Source organism: Chitinimonas lacunae, from assembly GCF_042650885.1.
GTDB lineage: Bacteria > Pseudomonadota > Gammaproteobacteria > Burkholderiales > Chitinimonadaceae > Chitinimonas_A > Chitinimonas_A lacunae.
Genome location: NZ_JBHSBU010000001.1, coordinates 1,756,343 through 1,775,638 on the forward strand (window position 1 = coordinate 1,756,343; position 19,296 = coordinate 1,775,638).

The 19,296-nt window shown below is 61.8% G+C and carries 18 protein-coding genes; 6 read left to right on the forward strand and 12 right to left on the reverse strand.

All coding sequences use genetic code 11. From position 1 onward, the window contains the following. Nucleotide 1: 1 nt before the first annotated feature. The 5 genes from ACFOW7_RS07190 to ACFOW7_RS07210 form a co-directional block, all read right to left on the reverse strand. Nucleotides 2–442: an ExbD/TolR family protein gene (locus tag ACFOW7_RS07190; protein WP_378162576.1), complete on the reverse strand. Its 441-nt coding sequence runs from the start codon at nt 440–442 to the stop codon at nt 2–4. Nucleotides 443–600: 158 nt separating this feature from the next. Next, nucleotides 601–1,584, reverse strand: a complete 984-nt coding sequence (locus ACFOW7_RS07195; RefSeq protein WP_378162578.1) for a fumarylacetoacetate hydrolase family protein — start codon at nt 1,582–1,584, stop codon at nt 601–603. Between the two features lie 231 nt (nt 1,585–1,815). Then, entirely contained in the window at nt 1,816–2,937 is a 1,122-nt protein-coding gene (locus ACFOW7_RS07200; protein ID WP_378162580.1) for a homogentisate 1,2-dioxygenase, read from the reverse strand. Between the two features lie 51 nt (nt 2,938–2,988). Further along, entirely contained in the window at nt 2,989–4,068 is a 1,080-nt protein-coding gene (hppD, locus tag ACFOW7_RS07205; protein WP_378162582.1) for a 4-hydroxyphenylpyruvate dioxygenase, read from the reverse strand. Between the two features lie 57 nt (nt 4,069–4,125). Next, nucleotides 4,126–4,917 carry a phenylalanine 4-monooxygenase gene (locus ACFOW7_RS07210; protein WP_378162584.1) on the reverse strand — a complete coding sequence of 264 codons (792 nt, stop codon included), beginning with the start codon at nt 4,915–4,917 and terminating at the stop codon, nt 4,126–4,128. Between the two features lie 158 nt (nt 4,918–5,075). On the opposite strand from ACFOW7_RS07210, the gene ACFOW7_RS07215 reads away from it, so the two are divergent. Both ACFOW7_RS07215 and ACFOW7_RS07220 read left to right on the forward strand, forming a co-directional pair. After that, nucleotides 5,076–5,579 (forward strand): Lrp/AsnC family transcriptional regulator, encoded by a 504-nt coding sequence (locus ACFOW7_RS07215; protein ID WP_378162586.1) that lies wholly within the window; start codon nt 5,076–5,078, stop codon nt 5,577–5,579. Between the two features lie 65 nt (nt 5,580–5,644). Beyond that, nucleotides 5,645–6,331, forward strand: coding sequence for an adenylate/guanylate cyclase domain-containing protein (locus tag ACFOW7_RS07220; protein ID WP_378162588.1), 687 nt, complete (start codon nt 5,645–5,647; stop codon nt 6,329–6,331). A 403-nt stretch (nt 6,332–6,734) separates the two neighbouring features. On the opposite strand, the gene ACFOW7_RS07225 is transcribed toward ACFOW7_RS07220, so the two are convergent. Together ACFOW7_RS07225 and ACFOW7_RS07230 are read right to left on the reverse strand one after the other, a co-directional pair. Beyond that, nucleotides 6,735–7,181, reverse strand: coding sequence for a CesT family type III secretion system chaperone (locus tag ACFOW7_RS07225; protein ID WP_378162590.1), 447 nt, complete (start codon nt 7,179–7,181; stop codon nt 6,735–6,737). Between the two features lie 143 nt (nt 7,182–7,324). Next, nucleotides 7,325–9,265, reverse strand: a complete 1,941-nt coding sequence (locus tag ACFOW7_RS07230) for a patatin-like phospholipase family protein (RefSeq protein ID WP_378162592.1) — start codon at nt 9,263–9,265, stop codon at nt 7,325–7,327. A 330-nt stretch (nt 9,266–9,595) separates the two neighbouring features. On the opposite strand from ACFOW7_RS07230, the gene ACFOW7_RS07235 reads away from it, so the two are divergent. The 3 genes from ACFOW7_RS07235 to bfr all read left to right on the forward strand — a co-directional run bounded on the left by ACFOW7_RS07235 (nt 9,596) and on the right by bfr (nt 12,196). After that, entirely contained in the window at nt 9,596–11,239 is a 1,644-nt protein-coding gene (locus tag ACFOW7_RS07235) for an electron transfer flavoprotein-ubiquinone oxidoreductase (RefSeq protein WP_378167984.1), read from the forward strand. 146 nt (nt 11,240–11,385) lie between these two features. After that, complete coding sequence (locus tag ACFOW7_RS07240; protein ID WP_378162594.1) at nt 11,386–11,601, forward strand: bacterioferritin-associated ferredoxin; 216 nt, start codon at nt 11,386–11,388, stop codon at nt 11,599–11,601. A 130-nt stretch (nt 11,602–11,731) separates the two neighbouring features. Next, nucleotides 11,732–12,196 (forward strand): bacterioferritin, encoded by a 465-nt coding sequence (bfr, locus tag ACFOW7_RS07245; protein WP_378162596.1) that lies wholly within the window; start codon nt 11,732–11,734, stop codon nt 12,194–12,196. Nucleotides 12,197–12,257: 61 nt separating this feature from the next. Here the strand turns inward: bfr and ACFOW7_RS07250 are convergent, their stop codons facing one another. Then, nucleotides 12,258–12,872, reverse strand: a complete 615-nt coding sequence (locus ACFOW7_RS07250) for an FMN-dependent NADH-azoreductase (protein WP_378162599.1) — start codon at nt 12,870–12,872, stop codon at nt 12,258–12,260. A 133-nt stretch (nt 12,873–13,005) separates the two neighbouring features. Between ACFOW7_RS07250 and ACFOW7_RS07255 the strand changes: the two genes are divergently transcribed. Continuing rightward, nucleotides 13,006–13,920 (forward strand): LysR substrate-binding domain-containing protein, encoded by a 915-nt coding sequence (locus tag ACFOW7_RS07255; RefSeq protein WP_378162601.1) that lies wholly within the window; start codon nt 13,006–13,008, stop codon nt 13,918–13,920. A gap of 61 nt (nt 13,921–13,981) precedes the next feature. Here the strand turns inward: ACFOW7_RS07255 and ACFOW7_RS07260 are convergent, their stop codons facing one another. From ACFOW7_RS07260 to ACFOW7_RS07275, 4 genes are all read right to left on the reverse strand, one after another. Further along, entirely contained in the window at nt 13,982–14,545 is a 564-nt protein-coding gene (locus ACFOW7_RS07260) for a phasin family protein (RefSeq protein ID WP_378162603.1), read from the reverse strand. 488 nt (nt 14,546–15,033) lie between these two features. Beyond that, on the reverse strand, nt 15,034–17,181 hold the full coding sequence (locus ACFOW7_RS07265) for an HDOD domain-containing protein (protein ID WP_378162605.1): 2,148 nt from the start codon (nt 17,179–17,181) through the stop codon (nt 15,034–15,036). A 752-nt stretch (nt 17,182–17,933) separates the two neighbouring features. Then, nucleotides 17,934–18,503: an SMC-Scp complex subunit ScpB gene (gene scpB, locus ACFOW7_RS07270; RefSeq protein WP_378162607.1), complete on the reverse strand. Its 570-nt coding sequence runs from the start codon at nt 18,501–18,503 to the stop codon at nt 17,934–17,936. 7 nt (nt 18,504–18,510) lie between these two features. Continuing rightward, nucleotides 18,511–19,296, reverse strand: a complete 786-nt coding sequence (locus ACFOW7_RS07275) for a segregation and condensation protein A (protein ID WP_378162609.1) — start codon at nt 19,294–19,296, stop codon at nt 18,511–18,513.

Consider the following 19,296-nt stretch of genomic DNA (forward strand, 5'->3'; position numbering starts at 1 on the left):
CTTACTTCTTCTTGGTCGCGAAAGAGATGGCTTCGAAGCCGTTGCCTTTGAGTGCGTCCATGACGTCGATCACTCGTTGGAACTCCGTCGAGCGGTCGGCATTGACGATAATGACCAGCTTTTCGTTGGGCTTTTGCATGGCGCGCAACTTGGGCGCCAGTTGTTCCAGCACGACATCCTTGCCATCGAGCTGGAGTTCGCCGGTAGCGGCGAGCGTGATGATGGCGTTTTTCTGCGCCTTGAGATCCTGGGCCACACCCGACGACGGCAGCGCCGTCTTGACACCCAGAGCAGGAATCACGTTCAGGCTGAGCAGCACGAAAAACACCAGCAAAAACATCATCACGTCGATCATCGGGATGATTTCGATGCGGGCTTTCGGCTTCTTGGGCTCTTCCCATTTACGCATGATCGGACTCCCCGTTTCTGCAAAGGCGCGCATGGTACGTATCTGGCATAAAGTTCAAAAGAAGTTTTTGTTACTTTTGAAGGACTTGTGGCTTAAGGGCAACAGTTGCCGAAAGGAAAAACAACGCCGCCCAGTTGGGCGGCGTCGATTACATTTAATTACAGCGTTTTATTAGAGTATTCGCACCTGCTCTACCCCGCCACGAGCTGCACGGTCTGCTCGATGCTGCCGAAGATCGACCGGCCCTCGAGGTCGAGCATATCGATCCGCACCCGGTCGCCCGCCTTGAGGAACGGGGTCTTGGCCGCGCCCTGCTCGATCGTCTCGATCATCCGCACTTCGGCCAGACAGCAGGAGCCGCGCGTGCGGTCACGGTTCGATACCGTGCCCGACCCGACGATCGAGCCCGCCACCAGACCGCGGGTACGGGCCAGATGGGCGATCAGATCGGCATGGCTGAACTGCATCTCTTCGCCGGCATTGGGCTCACCGAGCCAGCGGTCATTGACCCAGGTACGCAGCGGCAGGTGAAGCCGGTCGTCGCGCCAGTGGCCTTCGAGCTCGTCGGGCGTCACGGCCACCGGCGAAAACGCCGAGGCGGGCTTGGACAGCACAAAGCCGAATCCCTTGGCCAATTCGTTCGGAATCAGATTGCGCAGGCTGACATCGTTGACCAGCATCAGCAGCTTGATATGACGGCCAGCCTCGGCAGCCGAGGTACCCACCGCCACATCGTCGGTAATCACTGCCAGTTCCGCTTCGAGATCGGTGCCCCAGGCTTCGTCGCGGATCACGATCGGGTCGCGCGCGCCCAGCATCTCGTCCGAGCCGCCCTGATACATCAGCGGATCGGTGTAGAACGAGGGCGGCATCTCGGCGCCGCGCGCCTTGCGCACCAGCTCGACATGGTTGAGATAGGCCGAGCCATCGACCCACTGGTAAGCGCGCGGCAAGGGGGCCGCGCAGGCAGCGGGGTCGAACGGCTGGGCGTCGGCGATGGCGCCGCTGTTGAGCCGGTCCGATACGGCCTTGAGACGCGGCTCGGACGTGGCCCAGTCATCAAGCGCCTGCTGCAAGGTGGCGGCGATCTCGGGCACCGCCACATAGTGGCTCAGGTCACGACTGACCACCACCAGGCGGCCATCGCGACCATGCTTCAGGCTTGCAAGTTTCATTTTTTAACTCCAACAGCTCTGTACCTAGCAGCCGTTTTTCCTGTTATTTGAATTAAGTTGGATACCGCTTTGCTTTCCAGCAGGCGTCCGCTGCCACGGCAGCCTAGGAGTCAGCCCCAGCCGGGATTGGGCCGTCGCCGTGGAGGCGAACGGGGGTGACTCAGGCCGCCTGATGGCCAAGGCAGCGGGCAGTGGTGCGGGCCTGGCCGCCGTGTCCGGCGGCCGGCACCATCACTTCACCTGCCAGGACGCCGCGTAACCGGTCCATTCGACCTTGAGCGCCTCCTCGCTCAGGTCAAGCGGGTCGCGCGCGTCGATCATCACGGCCACTTCGTCGGTTTCCTTCTTGGCCGCAGCAGCCCCGGCGGCGAACGCCTTGGGATGGGGGCCGTGGGTAAAGCCCGAGGGATGGAAAGTCACCATACCCGGGTGGATATTGTCGCGGCTGAAGAAATTGCCCTTGTGATAGAAGATCACTTCGTCGTAGTCGTCGTTGTTATGGAAGAACGGCACCTTGAGCGCACCGGGGTCGGACTCGATCGGTCGCGGGCAGAAGGTGGTGACGATAAAACGATCGGTCTGGAAGGTGGTATGGACCGAAGGCGGCAGATGGTAGCGATGCGACATCACCGGCCGGATATCGCGCCAGTTGAGTCGCACCGGGGTCAGGTCACCATGCCAGCCCAGCGCATCGAGCGGATTGTAGGGGTAGCGGATCGTGGTCAGGGCCGCCCGCCGCTTGACCACCACCGTGGTTTCCGTCTCGGTCTGCTGGGCCCGGAAGGCGTCGTCCATCACCGGGCGTACCAGCACGGCCGGGTCGAAGATCGCGTGCGGGCCGAGCATGCCCTTGTCGGGCAGCCGGTAGCTCGATTCGGTCGCTTCGATCAACAGTACGGCAAGCGGCGCCGTCACATCGATCCGCCACATGGTGCCGCGCGGCAGCACCACATAGTCGCCCTCGCCGATCTCCAGACGGCCCCAGTCGCAGAACAGCGCACCGGCGCCGTCGTGGACGAACAGCAGCTGGTCGCCATCGGAATTGCGCGCCAGCGCCGTCATCGACTCGGCCAGCCGCCACCAGCGCACTTCGCAATGGGCGTTTTTGAGCATCACCGGCGCCTGCCACGGCAGCGTGTGCTGGCTTTTCAGTTCACAGAAATCCAGGGCGCGCGGCCGGACCGGGCCGTCGAAATCGATCCAGCCGGTGGGCGGATGGCGATGGACAAAATGCGCCGCCGGCCCGCCAAAGCCTTCCTTGCCCATCTCGCGCTCGAAGGTGCCATCGGGCAGATCGCAATGGGCCTGCTTGGTATGGGTGCCCTCGCTCAAGGGCAGTCGAATCCACTCCATCTCGTTCTCCTTGCCGACACCTGGCGGCGCCGGCCATCTCATCGTTGTGGATCAGGCCACGCTGTCTTCGGCTTGCAGCACGCCGCGCCGCACCTGGTCGAGTTCGATCGATTCGAACAGGGCGCGGAAATTACCCTCGCCAAAGCCTTCGTCACCCTTGCGCTGGATGATCTCGAAGAAGATCGGGCCGATCACGGTCTCGGTAAAGATCTGCAACAGCAGGCCGCCGCCGGGCGAGCCGTCGAGCAGGATCTTGTTCTCCTTGAGCCGCGCCACCGGCTCGCCGTGGCCGGGCAGACGCTTGTCGAGCAGTTCGTAATAGGTATCGGGGGTATCGAGGAAGCGCATGCCACGGGCACGCAGCTTTTCCACCGTGGCGAAGATGTCCTTGGTGCTCAGGGCAATATGCTGGATGCCCTCGCCACGGTAGGCGCGCAGGTATTCCTCGATCTGCGACTTGTCGTCGGACGATTCGTTGATCGGAATCCGGATCTTGCCGCACGGGCTGGTCATGGCACGGCTCTTGAGGCCGGTCAGCTTGCCTTCGATGTCGAAGTAGCGGATTTCACGGAAATTGAACAACTGCTCGTAGAACATCGCCCACTCGGCCATGGCGCCACGGTGGACGTTATGGGTCAGGTGGTCGATCAGATTGAGACCGCAGTCGTTGCGGGCGGGGTCGATCTCCCGGTCGTAGACAAAGTCGATATCGTAGATCGACACGCCCGAGCCATTGCCCGGATAGCGATCAACCAGATACAGCAGCGAGTCACCGATGCCCTTGATCGCCGGGATATTGAGTTCCATGGCATTGGGCCGGCTCTCCACGCCCCAGGCGCCCAGATCGAGCGCACGGCGGTAGGCGGCAGCGGCATCCTTGACCCGGAAGGCCATCGCACACACCGACGGGCCGTGCTGGCGCGAGAAGCGCTGGGCAAAGCCATGCGGTTCGGCGTTGACGATGAAGTTGATATCGCCCTGCCGGTACAGCACGCAGTCCTTCGAACGATGGCGGGCGATCTGGGTAAAGCCCAACAGTTCGAACAAGCTGCCGAGGGCGCGTGGGTCGGGACCGGTGAATTCGACGAATTCGAAGCCGTCGGTGCCCATCGGGTTGATCGGGTCGAGCATGGGAGTCTCCTCTTCGGTGTCAGATGCGGCTGGCGGCGCCCCCGCGCCGCCGCACGCTCAGTTCAACAGGCCGTGACTGCGGGCCCAGGTATAGAAGCTGTCCTCAAGCTGGTCGAACGAATCGATCACGAACAGATCGTCCTGCATATGCCAGATGTCGTAGGAGCGATTCATGATCACATCGAGGTCGAAAGCATGTTTGGTGGTGGCATCAGACAGGCTGTGCAGCACTTCGCCCGGCGACGACACGATGCCGGCCCCGTAGATGCGCAGGCCGCCCGGATTGCGGATCAGGCCGAATTCGACCGTGAACCAGTAGATACGCGGCAGCCAGTCACGCGCCGGATGGCCTTCGGGCATGCGCTCGAAAGCAGCGACACCGGCGCGGCCAAAGGCTTCGAAAAAGGCGCAGAAACGGGGATTGACCAACAGCGGCGCATGTCCCAGCAGGTCGTGGAACATATCGGGGCTTGGGGTGTACTCGATCTCGTCAGGACGACGGATAAAGTCGGTCGAGGGAAACAGCCGCTCGGACAGCAGCTTGAAGAATTCGTAGTTGGGAACCAGACCGTCCACCCGGGTCAGGCGCCAGCCACTATGGCGTTCGATATGGTCGGAGATGTCGGCCAGACGGGGAATCCGATCTGCCGGGAAATCCACGGCTTCCAGCCCGGCCAGGAATTCGTCGCAGGCACGGCCAGGCAGGACCTTCTGCTGATTGGCATACAAAGTCGCCCAAGTGTGATGTTCGACATCGGTATAAGGGGGTACGGCGACTTCGTGAATATCCCGGTAATCAGGCAAACATTCCTGCATACCACGCGGAAGGTCAGTAATAGCGTTATCCATGATCTTATGTCTCCAGGCGTGCCCACGCCGGTTGGTACTGGGCGCGCGAAATGATACGCAAGGATAAGACCAGTCTGCCGCAATTTGATTGCGATTTCCGCCGTAGAGCAGCGCAGCATTGGCATAAAATGCCAAAAAACCGGGGACATGGAGCGGAAATGATCGAACTCGACAAGCTGGACCTGAAAATCCTGGCGGCATTGCAGGAAAACGGCCGTCTGACCAATCTGGAGCTGGCGGAGGCCATCAGCCTGTCGCCTTCCCCGACGCTGCGCCGCCTGAAGCGGCTCGAGAGCGAAGGGGTGATCCACCGCTATGTTGCCCTGCTCGAACCCACCCAGTTGGGTCTGGGGCTGGAAGCCTTTGTCCGGGTACTGCTCGATAAGCGTGGCAAACAACATACCGCCAGCTTTACCCAGGCGGTGCAAGGTTGGTCCGAGGTGATCGCCTGCCATGCGATGGCCGGTGAGATGGACTACCTGTTACGGGTGGTATTCGAAGATCTGGCGCATTTCTCGCGCTTTGTGATGGATACGCTGTTGCAGCATCCGGGCGTGGTCGATGTGAAGTCGAGTTTCGTGCTGGCAACCGTCAAGCAGACCACCGCCCTGCCCTTGCAACACCTCAGCGCTGCCCGGCGCCGCCGCAGCGAACTGCCCTGACTGACGGACGGCTCAGCAGTACGGACTATGCTGAAAGCGCCAAGTAGTCCGAACAGGCGATTGATATGAGCAGCTCGACCGTTTCCGACCCCTCCGACTATCGACAACTATGGCTGGAGGCGTCAGCGCGCAATGCCGAGCTGACCCGCTCGCTGCTGCCCGAGCGGCTGGCGGCGCAGTTGGCGCGGCCCGAGTCGATCCTGGCCGAAGGGCATGCCGACGTCACCGTGCTGTTTGCCGATATCGTCGGCTTTACCCGGCTGGCCGCCGAGTTGACGCCGTATGCGGTGGTGGAATTGCTGGACAGCTTCTTTGGCCCGATCGACCTGCTGTGCGAGCAATTGCAGTTGGAAAAGATCAAGACCATCGGCGACGCCTATATGCTGGCCGGTGGTCTCGAACCCGATGGCGACGGCCGCCATACCGAACGGGTGCTCGAAGCGGCACTCGATATCCTGACCCTGGCCCGGCGCCATCCGCCCGTCTGTGGCGAGCGCTTTGCGGTACGGATCGGCTTTGCCACCGGACCCGTCGTGGCCGGCGTGATCGGCCGCAAGAAACTCAATTACGACCTGTGGGGCGACACCGTCAATCTGGCGATGCGGCTGTGCGACGAGGCGGTGCCGATGGAGGTGCTGTTCGACGAACTCAGCTTTCTGAGCCTGGCCGGTCCGCACGGCAGCATCGGCCCGCAGGTGATGCAGATTCGCGGTAAAGGCCCAGTGCAGACCTACCGGCTGCAGGCGACGTGACCGGTGGATTTCGCCAGCCAGCGCATTTCCAGCCAATTCAGCATCAGCGTGGCCGGACCTCAAAGCGCAGGCATACAGCACTCCATCGGGCTGAGCGGCGAGGCCAAGTTGAATGGCAATGCCTCCACACCAAAACAGGTTCGAATCGATTGCCAGGCAGGAGCCCTCACTGTCCGATCCAAGGACCGCACTGCCGCCAACAACGGCAATGAGATGGGCGCTACCACCCGTGGCGGCATCAAGATCCCTCATGCCGCGCTGTGGCTGACAGCGCCCTTTGAGATGCGGGCTTGGACGCCCGATCAGGACCCGCCTTCCGATATCACAGTTATTATTTATTTTTTAATAAATACATCCACAATCCTTGCAGACAAATTGCAGAATATATTTATTCTGCTTGAATCTACACCAACGCCAGCCCCGCCGGTGCCGTTTCCCTTCCCTCCTCCACTTCCGGCTCCGCCAACAGGCCACGCCAGCGCACCACCAGCTCCGCCAGCGCAAAGGCCAGGTCGGCAATCCGCTCGGCTTGTTCCAAGCCAATCGGCCAGCGCGCCCAGGCCAGCAGCTCACCAGCCTGATCGAGCGACAATTGGAAGGGCTGCTCAGGCGCATCCATCTGGTTGGCCTGCAATAAGCGCCACAGCAGGGCAGGCGGCGCGTCCGCAGCTAGACGGCCGATTCTGGCAGCCAGCAGCAGGTCATGATCGTCAGCGCTGAATAGATGGACGGTGATCTGGCCATCGATGGTCAGCCGACAGATGCCCGGCTCATCGGCGGGCAGTTCGGCCAGTGCCAGCACAGCAGCCAGCGCAGTGGTCAGTTGGGTGAAACGGGGGAAATCGTTCATGAGGCAATTTTTCCGGGAACAGATGAGTCTCTGGGCAAGCGCCATGGACGCGGAGTCGTGCACTTGCCTGAAGACGGGTTTCTTATCTTGATCAGGTGGGCTTGCCTGTGCGACAGATCCGCAGACAGGCCACCGTCCTGTCGTCAGGCCTCGGGAAAACGTGCCGCTCGGGCCCGGCTGACCACCTCGGGTTCGCCAAAGCCGATCAGCAGACGGTGGCGATAGTGGGCGATCAGATCGTCAAGGGCGCGGTTGATGTCGGCATGGGACTCGGCACGGCGCAATGCCGCTTCGACCCGGCTCAGCACCACTGCGTTATGGCCGCTTTGCATGGCGCGGAACCGGGCCGGATAGACCAGATCGCGCAACAGGTTGAACGCCGCTGTTTTGGCATCGCGCCTGCTGGCTTCCTCCAGTGCGGCGGCCAGGGTGGCCGAGCCGGCAGCGCCCTGGATACGGCCTTGATCGAGCAGTCGCTGTAGATCGGTGGCCGGCGGGCGGTTGAGCTGGCGCGCCAGATAAGCCAGCCGCTCGGGGTTGCCCTCGGCCAGCCGGTCGAGCTGTTGCAACTGCCCGGCCAGGGGCTGCGTGGTGAGGTCCAGCCGGTTGGCCGCCAGACTGGCCACGCTGGCCGCCAGGGCATCGATGGCTTGATCGGCTTCGCGACGCACATGCAGCACGGCCACAATGGCCTCATGCTGACCGCAGTCGGACGCAGCGAGTTCGCGCAGATCGGCCTCATCGAGCGCATACAGCGCCTGATCGAGCGAGGCAAACCGCAGATCGAGCGGCTTACGCTGGTCCAGATGGGCATTCACATCGGCGGCCAGGTCGCGTTGCAGCGCCCGTTTGGCCGCCTCGCTCATCCCGAAATTCAAGGTGCCGTTGCGCAAACCGCTGAAATGACCTTCTTCATTGCGTAGCCGCACCATCACCAGTTGATCGCGATGCACCAGCAGTTGGCGCTGCTGAAAGTGGCTACAGGCCGAGTGGTCGGCGCCGACGATCCAATCCTTGAGCCGGCTCAGCAGACCACCGCGCTTTTCCGGCACGGCACCCGTCATCACCTGACGCAGACTGCCGCCTTCAAAGCCAAATACGATCTGATCGCTGGCAGGCAATGGTTCAGCAGCCGGATCGGCATCGACGAGGGCGGCCACCGGAATATTGAGCATCACCCCGCCATCCTGGAAGCAGTGCGCCATCCCGTAGGGCATCTGGTGTTCGACCTGACGAAATACATAGGGAAAGGCGCCCGAGATATGGGCGGCTTTGGCGATATCCATCTCGGGCGTGGCATCGGCCGAGAACAAGGCGAGCTGGCCTTGGCCATCGATCATTGCCGTACCGGTGCAACGGAGTTCCTTGATTGACGGGATCAGGCGCGACAGGACGCGCAGATCGCCAAATGTCACGCCGGCGCCGGCTTCCAGCCGGCTGCGGATCTCAGTCAGGGCTGGTGTGGCGGGATGGTCAGCCAGATAGCGCTCGAGATGGCCAAGTACCGCGCGGCGGCCCTGCTCGCGGATCAGCGTCTCCAGGCCGGCCGCCTCGGCCTGGAAATGGCCGCCGATCAGTGCCTGGAAGTCGAGAGTATTGGATAGCTCGGTGAACTGCTCGGCCGACAGACCGCAGGCCAGTACCGCCGCCGTGATGGCGCCGGCCGAGGAGCCGGCCAGCGTCTTGACGCCGTCGAGCACGCCGCGTTGTTGCAGCGCCTGGATCGCCCCGGGATAGGCTGCCCCTTTGGCGCCGCCTCCCGAGAACACCAGTTGCCGCACCGGTGGCCGATCGAGCCGCAGCCGGACCGAACCGTCGGCGTGAAGGTCAAGGTCGAGGTGACGGGGACCGACAGCCCGGGCCAACGCTTCTGCTCCACCCAGATCAGCCGGGGCGCTGACCCGGCGGGTCAGCCGAGCGGCGGGCAGGTCGCCACGCCGCCATGGGCTGTCTGGCCGGACCCGCTCGCTGCCATTGTCGACGTGGCGGGCCGTCGGCCCGGCGGCGAAATCGTCGAGCGGGCCGGAGCCCGAGATACAGGGCAGACAGAAAAGGGAAACGTTGCCGTGAATGCCAGTCGTCATGCGGAAAACCTCCTGAAATTCGAAGTGGGTGCTTACTTGACCCTTACGCTATGTGACGGCGGTGCTGTTATGGTTTCGTCTTTTTGCACGACAGTGCTCTGCCGGCTGTTGCGCCGATACAAAGCAAGCGCTTGAACGATGAGCTATCCATAAGGAGGTATCGGCGTGGAAAGCGCGTCCGGCCAAGCAGCGGCGAGCCTGGCGATTTAAACGGCCGTTTTGATGCGATAGCGGCTCGTCCCTTATCATTGGGGTTTAACGCATATCGTCATGGCTGCCCGATCGGCCGCCCCCCACAAGAGCGAGAGGAACACAGTGGAACGCGAATTCATGGAATACGACGTGGTGATCGTCGGCGCCGGCCCGGCCGGTCTGTCGGCGGCCATCCGTTTGAAGCAGCTGGCGGCGCAGCAGAACCGCGAAATCAGCGTCTGCGTGCTGGAGAAAGGTTCAGAGGTCGGCGCCCATATCCTGTCGGGTGCAGTGATCGATCCGATTGCGCTCAAGGAGCTGTTCCCCGACTGGAAGGAGCGCGGCGCCCCGCTCAATACCCCGGTGACTGAAGACCGCTTCCTGATCCTTGAAGCCGACGAAGCTTACCGCATCCCCAATTTCCTGTTGCCGCCCTTGATGAACAATCACGGCAACTACATCGTCAGCCTCGGGAATGTCTGCCGCTGGCTCGCCGGTCAGGCCGAGGAGCTGGGCGTCGAAATCTACCCGGGCTTTGCCGCCGCCGAAGTGCTGTACCATGATGACGGCTCGGTCAAGGGCGTGGCCACCGGCGATATGGGCGTGGCCCGTGACGGCAGCCACAAGCCCGAATACGCCGCCGGAATGGAGCTGCATGCCAAATACACCTTGATCGCCGAAGGCGTGCGCGGCTCGCTCGCCAAGGAGCTGCAACAGCGTTTCGACCTGCGCAACGGGGTCGATCCGCAGAAGTTCGGGATCGGCATCAAAGAACTGTGGCGCATCGACCCGAAAAAACATCAGCCGGGCCTGGTGATCCACTCGCAAGGCTGGCCGCTCGATGCCTCGACCGGGGGCGGTTCCTTCCTCTACCATCTGGAAGACAATCAGGTGGCGGTGGGCTTCGTGGTCCACCTCAACTATGAAAACCCGCACCTCAGCCCCTATGAGGAATTCCAACGCTTCAAGACCCATGAGGCGATCCGTGGCTTCTTCGAAGGCGGCAAACGGCTTGCCTATGGCGCCCGCGCCATCAATGAAGGCGGCCTGCAATCGATTCCCAAGCTGACCTTCCCCGGGGGCGCGCTGATCGGCTGCTCGGCCGGCTTTGTCAACCTGCCCCGTATCAAGGGCAGCCATAACGCCATGAAGTCAGGGATGCTGGCGGCCGAAGCGGCCTTTGACGCCATCGTCCAGCAAAACCGTGCCGGCCACGATGAGCTGACCGCCTATGCCGAGGCACTGCGCCGTTCCTGGGTATGGGAAGACCTCGACCGGGTGCGCAATATCAAGCCGGCCCTGACCCGCTTTGGCATGTGGGGCGGCACGATCTACGGCGGCTTCGATATGTGGTGTCATTCGCTGGGTCTGCGCCTGCCCTGGACCTTGCGCCATACCAAGGCCGACCACGAAAGCCTGCGCCCGGCCGATGAATGCGATCCGATCGAGTATCCCAAGGCCGATGGCGTGCTGACCTTCGATCGCTTGAGCTCGGTGTTCATCTCCAACACCAACCATGAAGAAGACCAGCCCAGCCATCTGAAGCTCAAGAATCCGGCACTGGCGGTAGAGGTCAATCTGCAACGCTATGCCGGCCCCGAACAGCGCTTCTGCCCGGCCGGGGTCTATGAATTCGTCGGCATCGCCGAGGGCTCGCCGCGTTTGCAGATCAACGCCCAGAACTGCGTCCACTGCAAGACCTGCGATATCAAAGACCCGACCCAGAATATCAACTGGGTGGTACCCGAAGGCGGCGGCGGGCCGAACTATCCCAATATGTAAGCGACCCGACAAACGGCAAGCGCGACACGGCGGCCTTCTGGTCGCCGTTTTTTTGCACAAACAGACAGTCTGACAATGAGAACCAATTGTATTTGTGGTTGATAATGGCTATCATTCACACAGTTTCAGGTTTCCGGGGCATCTCCATGTACGTCTGCATCTGCAATGCCGTCACCGACAAGCAAATCCGCTTGGCTGTCCGCGATGGTTGTGGCTCGATGCGCGACCTGCGCAAGGAACTTGGGGTAGCCGGTTGCTGCGGCAAGTGCGCTGTTACCGCCCAAAGCGTCATGCGTGAGGAACAAGGCCGTACCAGTCGCAACGGCAGTGCCTGTTTCGGCGACACCTTGGTGCCTGCCTGAAAAAACAATTCCCATTCTCTCTCCGAGCCGCCTGAAACCGGCTCTGGAGCTTGTTTTGCGCCTTTTTGCGACTTACCATTCTGTGGATGCGCGGACCCGACCGCGCCCACCGATGTGGAAAGGAACAAAAATGAAAGGCGACAAACAGGTCATTGCCTATCTCAATGGCGCGCTCAAAAACGAGCTGACCGCGATCAACCAGTACTTTCTCCACGCCCGTATGTTCAAGAGCTGGGGTCTGTCCAAGCTCAATGACCACGAGTACCACGAATCCATCGATGAAATGAAGCATGCCGATCAACTGATCGAGCGCATCCTGTTTCTCGAAGGCCTGCCCAATTTGCAGGAGCTGGGCAAGATCTATATCGGCGAGGATACCCAGGAGATCCTCGAATGCGACCTCAAGCTCGAAATGGAGGCCGTTCCGCTGCTCAAAGAAGCGATCGCCTACTGCGAAACGGTCAGCGACTACATCAGCCGTGAGCTGTTCGAGTCGATCCTGGAAAGCGAAGAAGAACATATCGACTGGCTCGAAACCCAGCTCGAACTGATCGTCAAGATCGGCATCCAGAACTATCTGCAATCGCAGACCTAGTCTCCCTACAGCAAACAAAAAGCCGCCGTGAATCCCACGGCGGCTTTTTAACGTCAGTCGTTCAGGCCAGTGCCGGCTCGAACAACTCGGCAATCTGCTGACGGGCCACGGCAAAGCCGCTTTCGCGCGCAGCCGGCCCCATCGCCAGCCCCTGGGCACGCACCACGTCGATCTCGGTGATACCCAAAAAACCCAATACCAACCGCAGATAATCCTCATGAGCGATGCTCGAAGGCTGACCGGCATGCAAGCCGCCGGCCGTAGACACGATCACCACCCGCTTGTCGCCTGCCAGCCCGACCGGCCCGTTCTCGGTATAGCGGAAGGTCTTGCCAGCGACAGCGATACGGTCGATCCAGGCTTTGAGCTGGCTCGGTACGCTGAAGTTATACATCGGGGCCCCCAGCACGATCACCTCGGCCGCGAGGAATTCCTCCAGAATCGCCGCCCCGAGCGCCGCCTCATGCTGCTGGGTATGGGTACGCAATTCGGCCGGGGTAGCGGCGGCAGCAAAGCTCTGGCCCGACAGATGGGTGGTGGCGTCGTTGGCCAGGTCGCGGTAGACCACTTCCAGACCCGGCTGATTCAGCTTCCAGGCCTCGACGACTTCACGGGTCAGTTGGCGCGAAGCCGAAGCGTCGCCCAGAATGCTCGAATCCAGATGCAGTACCTTCATGATGTACTCCAAATACTTGTGTTTGATGATACGGCTGGGTTGGCCGTGTACTTGGAATCATCATAAGATTTGCAACAGTGCCCCACTAGACAGCCAATTTGCATCACATTGTTCCATCTGAGAAACAATATCCATGCATGATCTGAATGCCCTGTATTACTTTGCCCAGGTGGTCAAACACGGCGGTTTTGCCGCCGCCGGGCGGGCGCTGGGCCTGCCCAAGTCGACCTTATCTCGCCGGATCGCCGAGTTGGAACAACGGCTCGGGGTACGCCTTCTGCAACGCAGTACCCGCCGCTTGGCACTCACTGAGGTAGGGGAACGTTATCTGCGCCATTGCCAGGCGCTGGTGGAAGAGGCCGAGGCGGCGGAGCAGGCCGTGGCCAACTTACGGGCCGAGCCAAGCGGACGGCTGCGGATCGCCTGTCCCGGTTCGCTGGCGCGGCAGGAGTTGTCGCAGCGCCTGCCGGCCTTTCTGGCGCGTTATCCCAAACTCCAACTTGAATTCGTGCTGACCGGACGGCGGGTCGATCTGATCGAGGAAGGCATCGATGTCGCGCTGCGGGTGCGGATTGCCGGTCAGGAAGACCCGCATCTGGCCACCCGTCGGCTGCGGCCGATGCAGGCCTATCTGGTGGCCTCGCCCGCCCTGTTCGCCGAACGATCGATGCCAGACCGACCCGAGGAGCTGGCCCAATTACCGCTGCTGGGTGCGGTCGGTCCCGATAGGCGGATGAGCCTGGCGCTGCTCGATCCGACAGGCAAGCTGTGCGAATACCATTTCGAGGTACGTCTGGCTGTCGATGATTTCCATCTGCGCAAACCAGCGGCGCTGGCTGGGCTGGGCATCACTTTCCTGCCCGAGTACTACTGCGCCGACGAGTTGGCAGCCGGGACCCTGATCAAGGTACTCCCCGACTGGTCGTTGCCGCCGACCATCTTGCATGTGGTCTATCCCACCCAACGCGGCCTGTCGCCGGCAGTGCGGGCGCTGGTCGATTTCCTGGCCGAGCATCTGGCAGCTGAGCCGAGCCAGCCGGATGACTGAATCAACCCAACAAAAAGCCCCGCACATTGGCGGGGCTTTTTGATTACTGCCGGCCGTCGATTCAGGCAGCGGCCGGGTTATTGGTGGTCTTGCGGCTGGCGCGCTCGGCAGCCTTGACCGAGGTTTCGGCGGCGGCGACGCCGGCTTCGGCGATATCGTTGGAGACCTTCTTGGCAGTCTTGACCACCGTGCCATAAGCCGAGGTGGCGGTGGCGACGGCGTTCTTCAGGGTGGACACCATGATCTCCGAACCCGCCGGGGCCGAACGGGCGGCCTTGTCCAGGGTGGTGGCGAGATTGCGGTTGAATTCGCCGACTTCTTCTTCGATCAGTTGGGTGATTTCCGACTGGGTGTCGCTGGCGACGTCGTAGACATCTTTGGCCACGGCCAGCGCCTTATCGACCAGCGGTTGGGCCAGTTGCTGTTGCAGGGCAACCAGACCCTGAATATCGCGGACTTCGGACAGTGCCCGGGCGGTTTGGCTGTTGTCCTTGAGCAGTTCACGTGCGTAATTGAGTTGCAGATTGGCCAGTCTTTCCACCCCGGCAATGGCGATATTGGACAGGCGGATCGACTTTTCCAGTTGGTTCTGGCTGATCCGGGCGAAATCGGTGGCTGCGAACATGGCTTATCTCCTTTAGTGGCTTGGGCGGGAATCCACACGGTTGCGACACCGTGCCGCGCGGATTATTGCGCTGCAACATCCCGCTATTATGAAACCGGAGTACGGCAAGCGTCAATCCGGCTTGTGCGACGCACAATATAGAGGAATAGGAAAAATTACAATAAAAACAAGATTCTCCGGCAGAGAACAAAAACTCTAATGCGGCATCGCACATTGACCCAATAAACCCTTGGCTCTTCAAGAACCGTAGTCCATGAAGACGGCATAGCCAATCTGACGGTCGACACGATATTTGGAAAAAATCAAGACATTCCTGCCAAATAACAGGAAGGAAAAATCAAGAAAAATAAAATTACCTGCTTTATGTAGGTCAGCCCACCCTCACTACACGCTCCACCAGGAAAACCGCACAGTGTCCACCGGCGAGCCGCCGCAGCGTCTTTTGCCACCGTTGTGATGACACAACAGCCGGTCAGTTAATGGACAAGTCACGCGGGAGGCAGCTTCTGCCGGATCGCCAGTACCGCTTGATTACGCAAGGTGTGGCAAAGCCGTCGAGTGCGTGGGCCAAGCCGCAGCCTGCCCACCGCCGCCCCGACATAGATCAGACCCACTACCCGTCTATCGACGACCAAGGGCCACAGCATCAGACTGCGGCTGGCGCCGAGCTTGCGATACCAGGCGGGGATGCGTACCAGCGGCGGTGCCGACTCGATATCGTCAAGCAACAGATCGCGGTTGTGCGCCAGGGTTTCGCCGAAGATATCCTCGCTGCCACCAAGCGGTACCACGAACTGCGGCAGCAACTGCTCGATCCGGTCACCAAAGCCGAAACGGCCAACCAGTGCATGTCGCCTTGGGTTGAGCACCGCAATCAGCGCCTGTTCGGCTTCGAGTTGGCGGTAGAGCGTCTCGACGATCACATAGAGCAGATCGTCGAGATGAAAGTCGGCCACCAGCGCCTCGGTCACCTCCTGGATGCAATTGGACAAGGCCTCGACCTGTTCCGGCCGGTCCTGCGGCACCGGCTGAGCGGGTTCGGGCGTAGCCGGCTCAGGTGTCGTGCCTTCCGCGGGCGGACGTTCGCCCAGAAAGCGCCGCAGCCGGATCAGGATGCCGTCGGGGCGCAGATTCAGACCGAAGATTTCCGCCTCGCGCAGACAGGCGCGGGCGGCGGTTTCCAGAATGGCGTGCAGATCGGTTTCGCGCAGCCCCAGCGCCGCACCATAGTGCTGGCGCACCTGGATGAGTTGCTGCCCCAGGGCGGCGGGTTCACCCAGCGCCGCCTCGGTCAGGGTGCTGGCTGCATTGGCAAATAAGCGCAGCCAGTCGGCGTCGTGACGGGGTTTACGTGGCGGGTTGGGCTCCAGCCCCAAGCTGACGACGAATTTATCGGGCAGATGCCATTCATGGGCCACTGCCACGCCAAGCTCCTCGAAGCTGCTGCCCAATACCTGACGCGCCGCTGCCGATTCGGCCTCACCGCTCGCTACCCGGCGGGCAATCTCGGCCATCTCGTCATGGAAGAAAAACAGCGCCGTCAGCCGCCCCAGCGGGTGCATCAGGCCGACGATTCGTGCTTCCTCCTGGCTTGGATAGTTGCAGCGCATTGCCAACAGCCGCGCCACCAGGCCGATCAGGAAAGCCTGCGCCACCTCGTCCTTGAGCTGCTCGGCCTGGGCGCGGTCATGCAATTGCTCGATGAATACCAGCGACAGCGCAATCGATTTGATGGTCTCGAAGCCAAGCACCATGATGGCGCGCGACACCGTGCTGATGGTGCCGCCAAACTGGCCGTAGCTGGCCGAATTGGCCAGCCGCAGCACCTTATTGGTCAGGGAGAAGTCATGCAGGATCACGGTAGCGAGCACCTGTAGGCGCTCGCCGTCGAGTTCGGTGATACGGCCGATCGCGCTGATGGCGCGCGACAGGGCCGGAAAGTCGTCATTGTCGTCAAGCCGGGCCAGACTGCCGCCAGCCGGGCCACTGCGGTCGGGACCATAGCGCTGGTCACGGTAATCGACCAGGGCGCCGCGCAGATCGAGCACGGTGGCCAGCCGTGGCGCGCCCGATTCACCGAGCGCCCCCAGCACCAGCGCCTCCAGCCCGACATCGATATCGGGATTGGCCGGCAACAGAATCTCGCCCCGCTCATTGGGCTGCGGCGCCATTCCGGTCAGCAGTTCGTACAGCAATTCACCTGCCGCGCGGCGCGCCTCGACATAGGGCGCCCCGGCCGGCACCACGGCAGCGGCAAGCAGCGATTCGTCCTCACCCAGCAAGATCCGCTCAGGTAATAGCGGGCCGCAGCGCGTGCCGGTCAACATGGCGTGGACCACCCCATCGAGCAGCCGTAACAGCAGCAACACTGCCTCGCGCACCGGCAACGGCCGGCCCGCCAGCCGATCGAGCAGCCGTTCGCCCTCGCGCCATTCATAGACCAGCCACGATTCGCCGTCGTGCTCGGCAGTGCCAAGCAATGGCGTCAGGCTGGCATGGCCTGCCGCCTGTGCCTCGATGGTTCGTCCCAGCAACCAAGGCGCTGCGACCAATAACACCGGCCGCCCATCCGCCATATGGCCGCGCCGCGTCTCGCCACTCTTGTCGAGCGCGACTATGCCCAGCAGTTCGCCCATGCTCTCCTCCGCGCAACCGATGGATCGCCTTATGGCGCTGCCGTCCCGACGCCGGTGCCGCCTGCGCGTCACCTGCCCCGCCGACCCGGCGCCCCCCAGCGCCTCAGCCGTCATGTCAGCGATCCTATATTCTTTACAGCCTAGTCCAATATTCCAATAAACGATGTAACGCCGCAGCGGGACCGACGGGCGGTTGAGCTGGCTCGAACAGCCCGGCAGATCACCAGCCTCTCCCTCCACATCCGCCCACTCAGCCTCCTCCATGGCGGATAGATTCCTCAAGCAAAAAGTCAAATTTCAGGAAAAGTGTTTGCTAGACATACAGCAGAAAATAATCGTTTTTAAATTTTTCATGCATGAACCCCCGGAAGAAAGCAGCACCATTTCCACGCCGCATCACGCCCCACACCCGCCCTACCCACGACCGAAAAACTGCAAGTCGTCACACCGATCCAGCTTCAATACAGCGTCCAGACAAGCAAAGTCGCCAGGGCATCCAGACCGAAGCTCACAAGCCACGGCGGCATCCATGGCTCTGTCCTGTGCGGACAATGACCCTGATGTGTCGGGCCGCTTGGCAGCCAAGCCGACTCAAGGGTTTGCGGACGTTGATATCGTTGCTGAAGACGATCGGAGATTTACTGTGCGCTCGCTTGGAAACAGCAGCGAGGACGCAAGCGATGAGCCATGACGCTGCTTTGCGGCTGACAGGGCCAAGGGCTTGCAGACGGTTTCTGGAGCAAGAAGGGGATTCAGGACTCGTCGCCACCAGCCAGATCAGGCACGGCCAGGGCGCCCAATTCGGTCAGCGGCGGCAGTTCGGCCTTGCTCTTGAGGCCGAGGTCGTCCAGGAATTGCCGGGTGGTGGCATAGAGGCCTGGACGGCCGGGGGTTTCGCGATAGGCCACTACCTCGATCCAATTGCGCTCTTCGAGCGTGCGCACCACATTGGTCGATACCGCCACGCCGCGGATTTCCTCGATTTCGCCGCGGGTCAGCGGCCCTTTGTAGGCGATGATCGCCAGCGTTTCCATCACCGCCCGCGAATAGCGCGGCGGCTTTTCCGGCGCCAGCCGGTCGAGATAGGGCTGAAACTCGAGCCGGGCGCGAAAACGCCAGCCAGAAGCCAGCCGCACCAGCTCCACGCCTCGACCGACCCAATCGTCCTGGATTTCCTGCAATAGATCGTTGAGCAGCTCGGCCTTCAATTCCTCGGCGAACAGGCGTTTCAGGTCATGCAGCGACAGGGGTTCCTGCGCTACCAGCAGCGCAGTCTCAAGTACGGTCTTGATATGGCGGAGGTCGTGGATCAGCGGTTGCATAGTCGATTCAGGCAGCGGCGAGCCGGACATAGATCGGTGCATAGGGCTCGGCCTGATTGACCTCGATCAGGCCCTCTTTGACCAGCTCCAGCACCGCGATGAAGCTGATAACCAAAAGCGGCACGCCACGCCCACAATCGAACAGCTCGGCGAATTCGACGAAGCGGCCACCGGCGAGGCGCTTGAGTATCTCGCCCATCTGCTCGCGCACGGTCAGCTCATCGGGCCGCACCGTATGGTGGCGGTGGTGGCGGGCACGGGCCAGCAGGGACAGCCAGGCCGACTTGAGGTCGGCCGGACGGACCTTGGGCAGTTGCGGCGCCAGTTCGCGGTCGAACCATACCGCGACCCAACTGAAATCGCGGCCGGCATGGGGCAGCTGATCGAGTTCAAAGGCAGCGAGCTTGATCTGCTCGTATTCCATCAGGCGCCGCACCAGTTCGGCGCGCGGATCGACCCCGTCGCCCTCGACCAGTTCGACCGGCCGTGGCAGCAGCAGGCGCGATTTGATCTCGATCAGCAGGGCCGCCATCAACAGGTATTCGGCCGCCAGTTCGAGCCGCGACGAGCGCATCGCTTCAACGTATTCCATATATTGGGCCGTCACCTGGGCCATCGGAATATCGAGAATGTCGAAGTTCTGCCGCCGAATCAGATAGAGCAGCAGATCGAGCGGCCCCTCGAAACTCTCAAGCAGCACGCGCAGGGCATCGGGCGGGATATACAGATCCTGCGGCAGCTCCGTGACCGGCTCGCCGAACACCCGCGCCAGCGGCGTGGCGGTCTGCTCCAC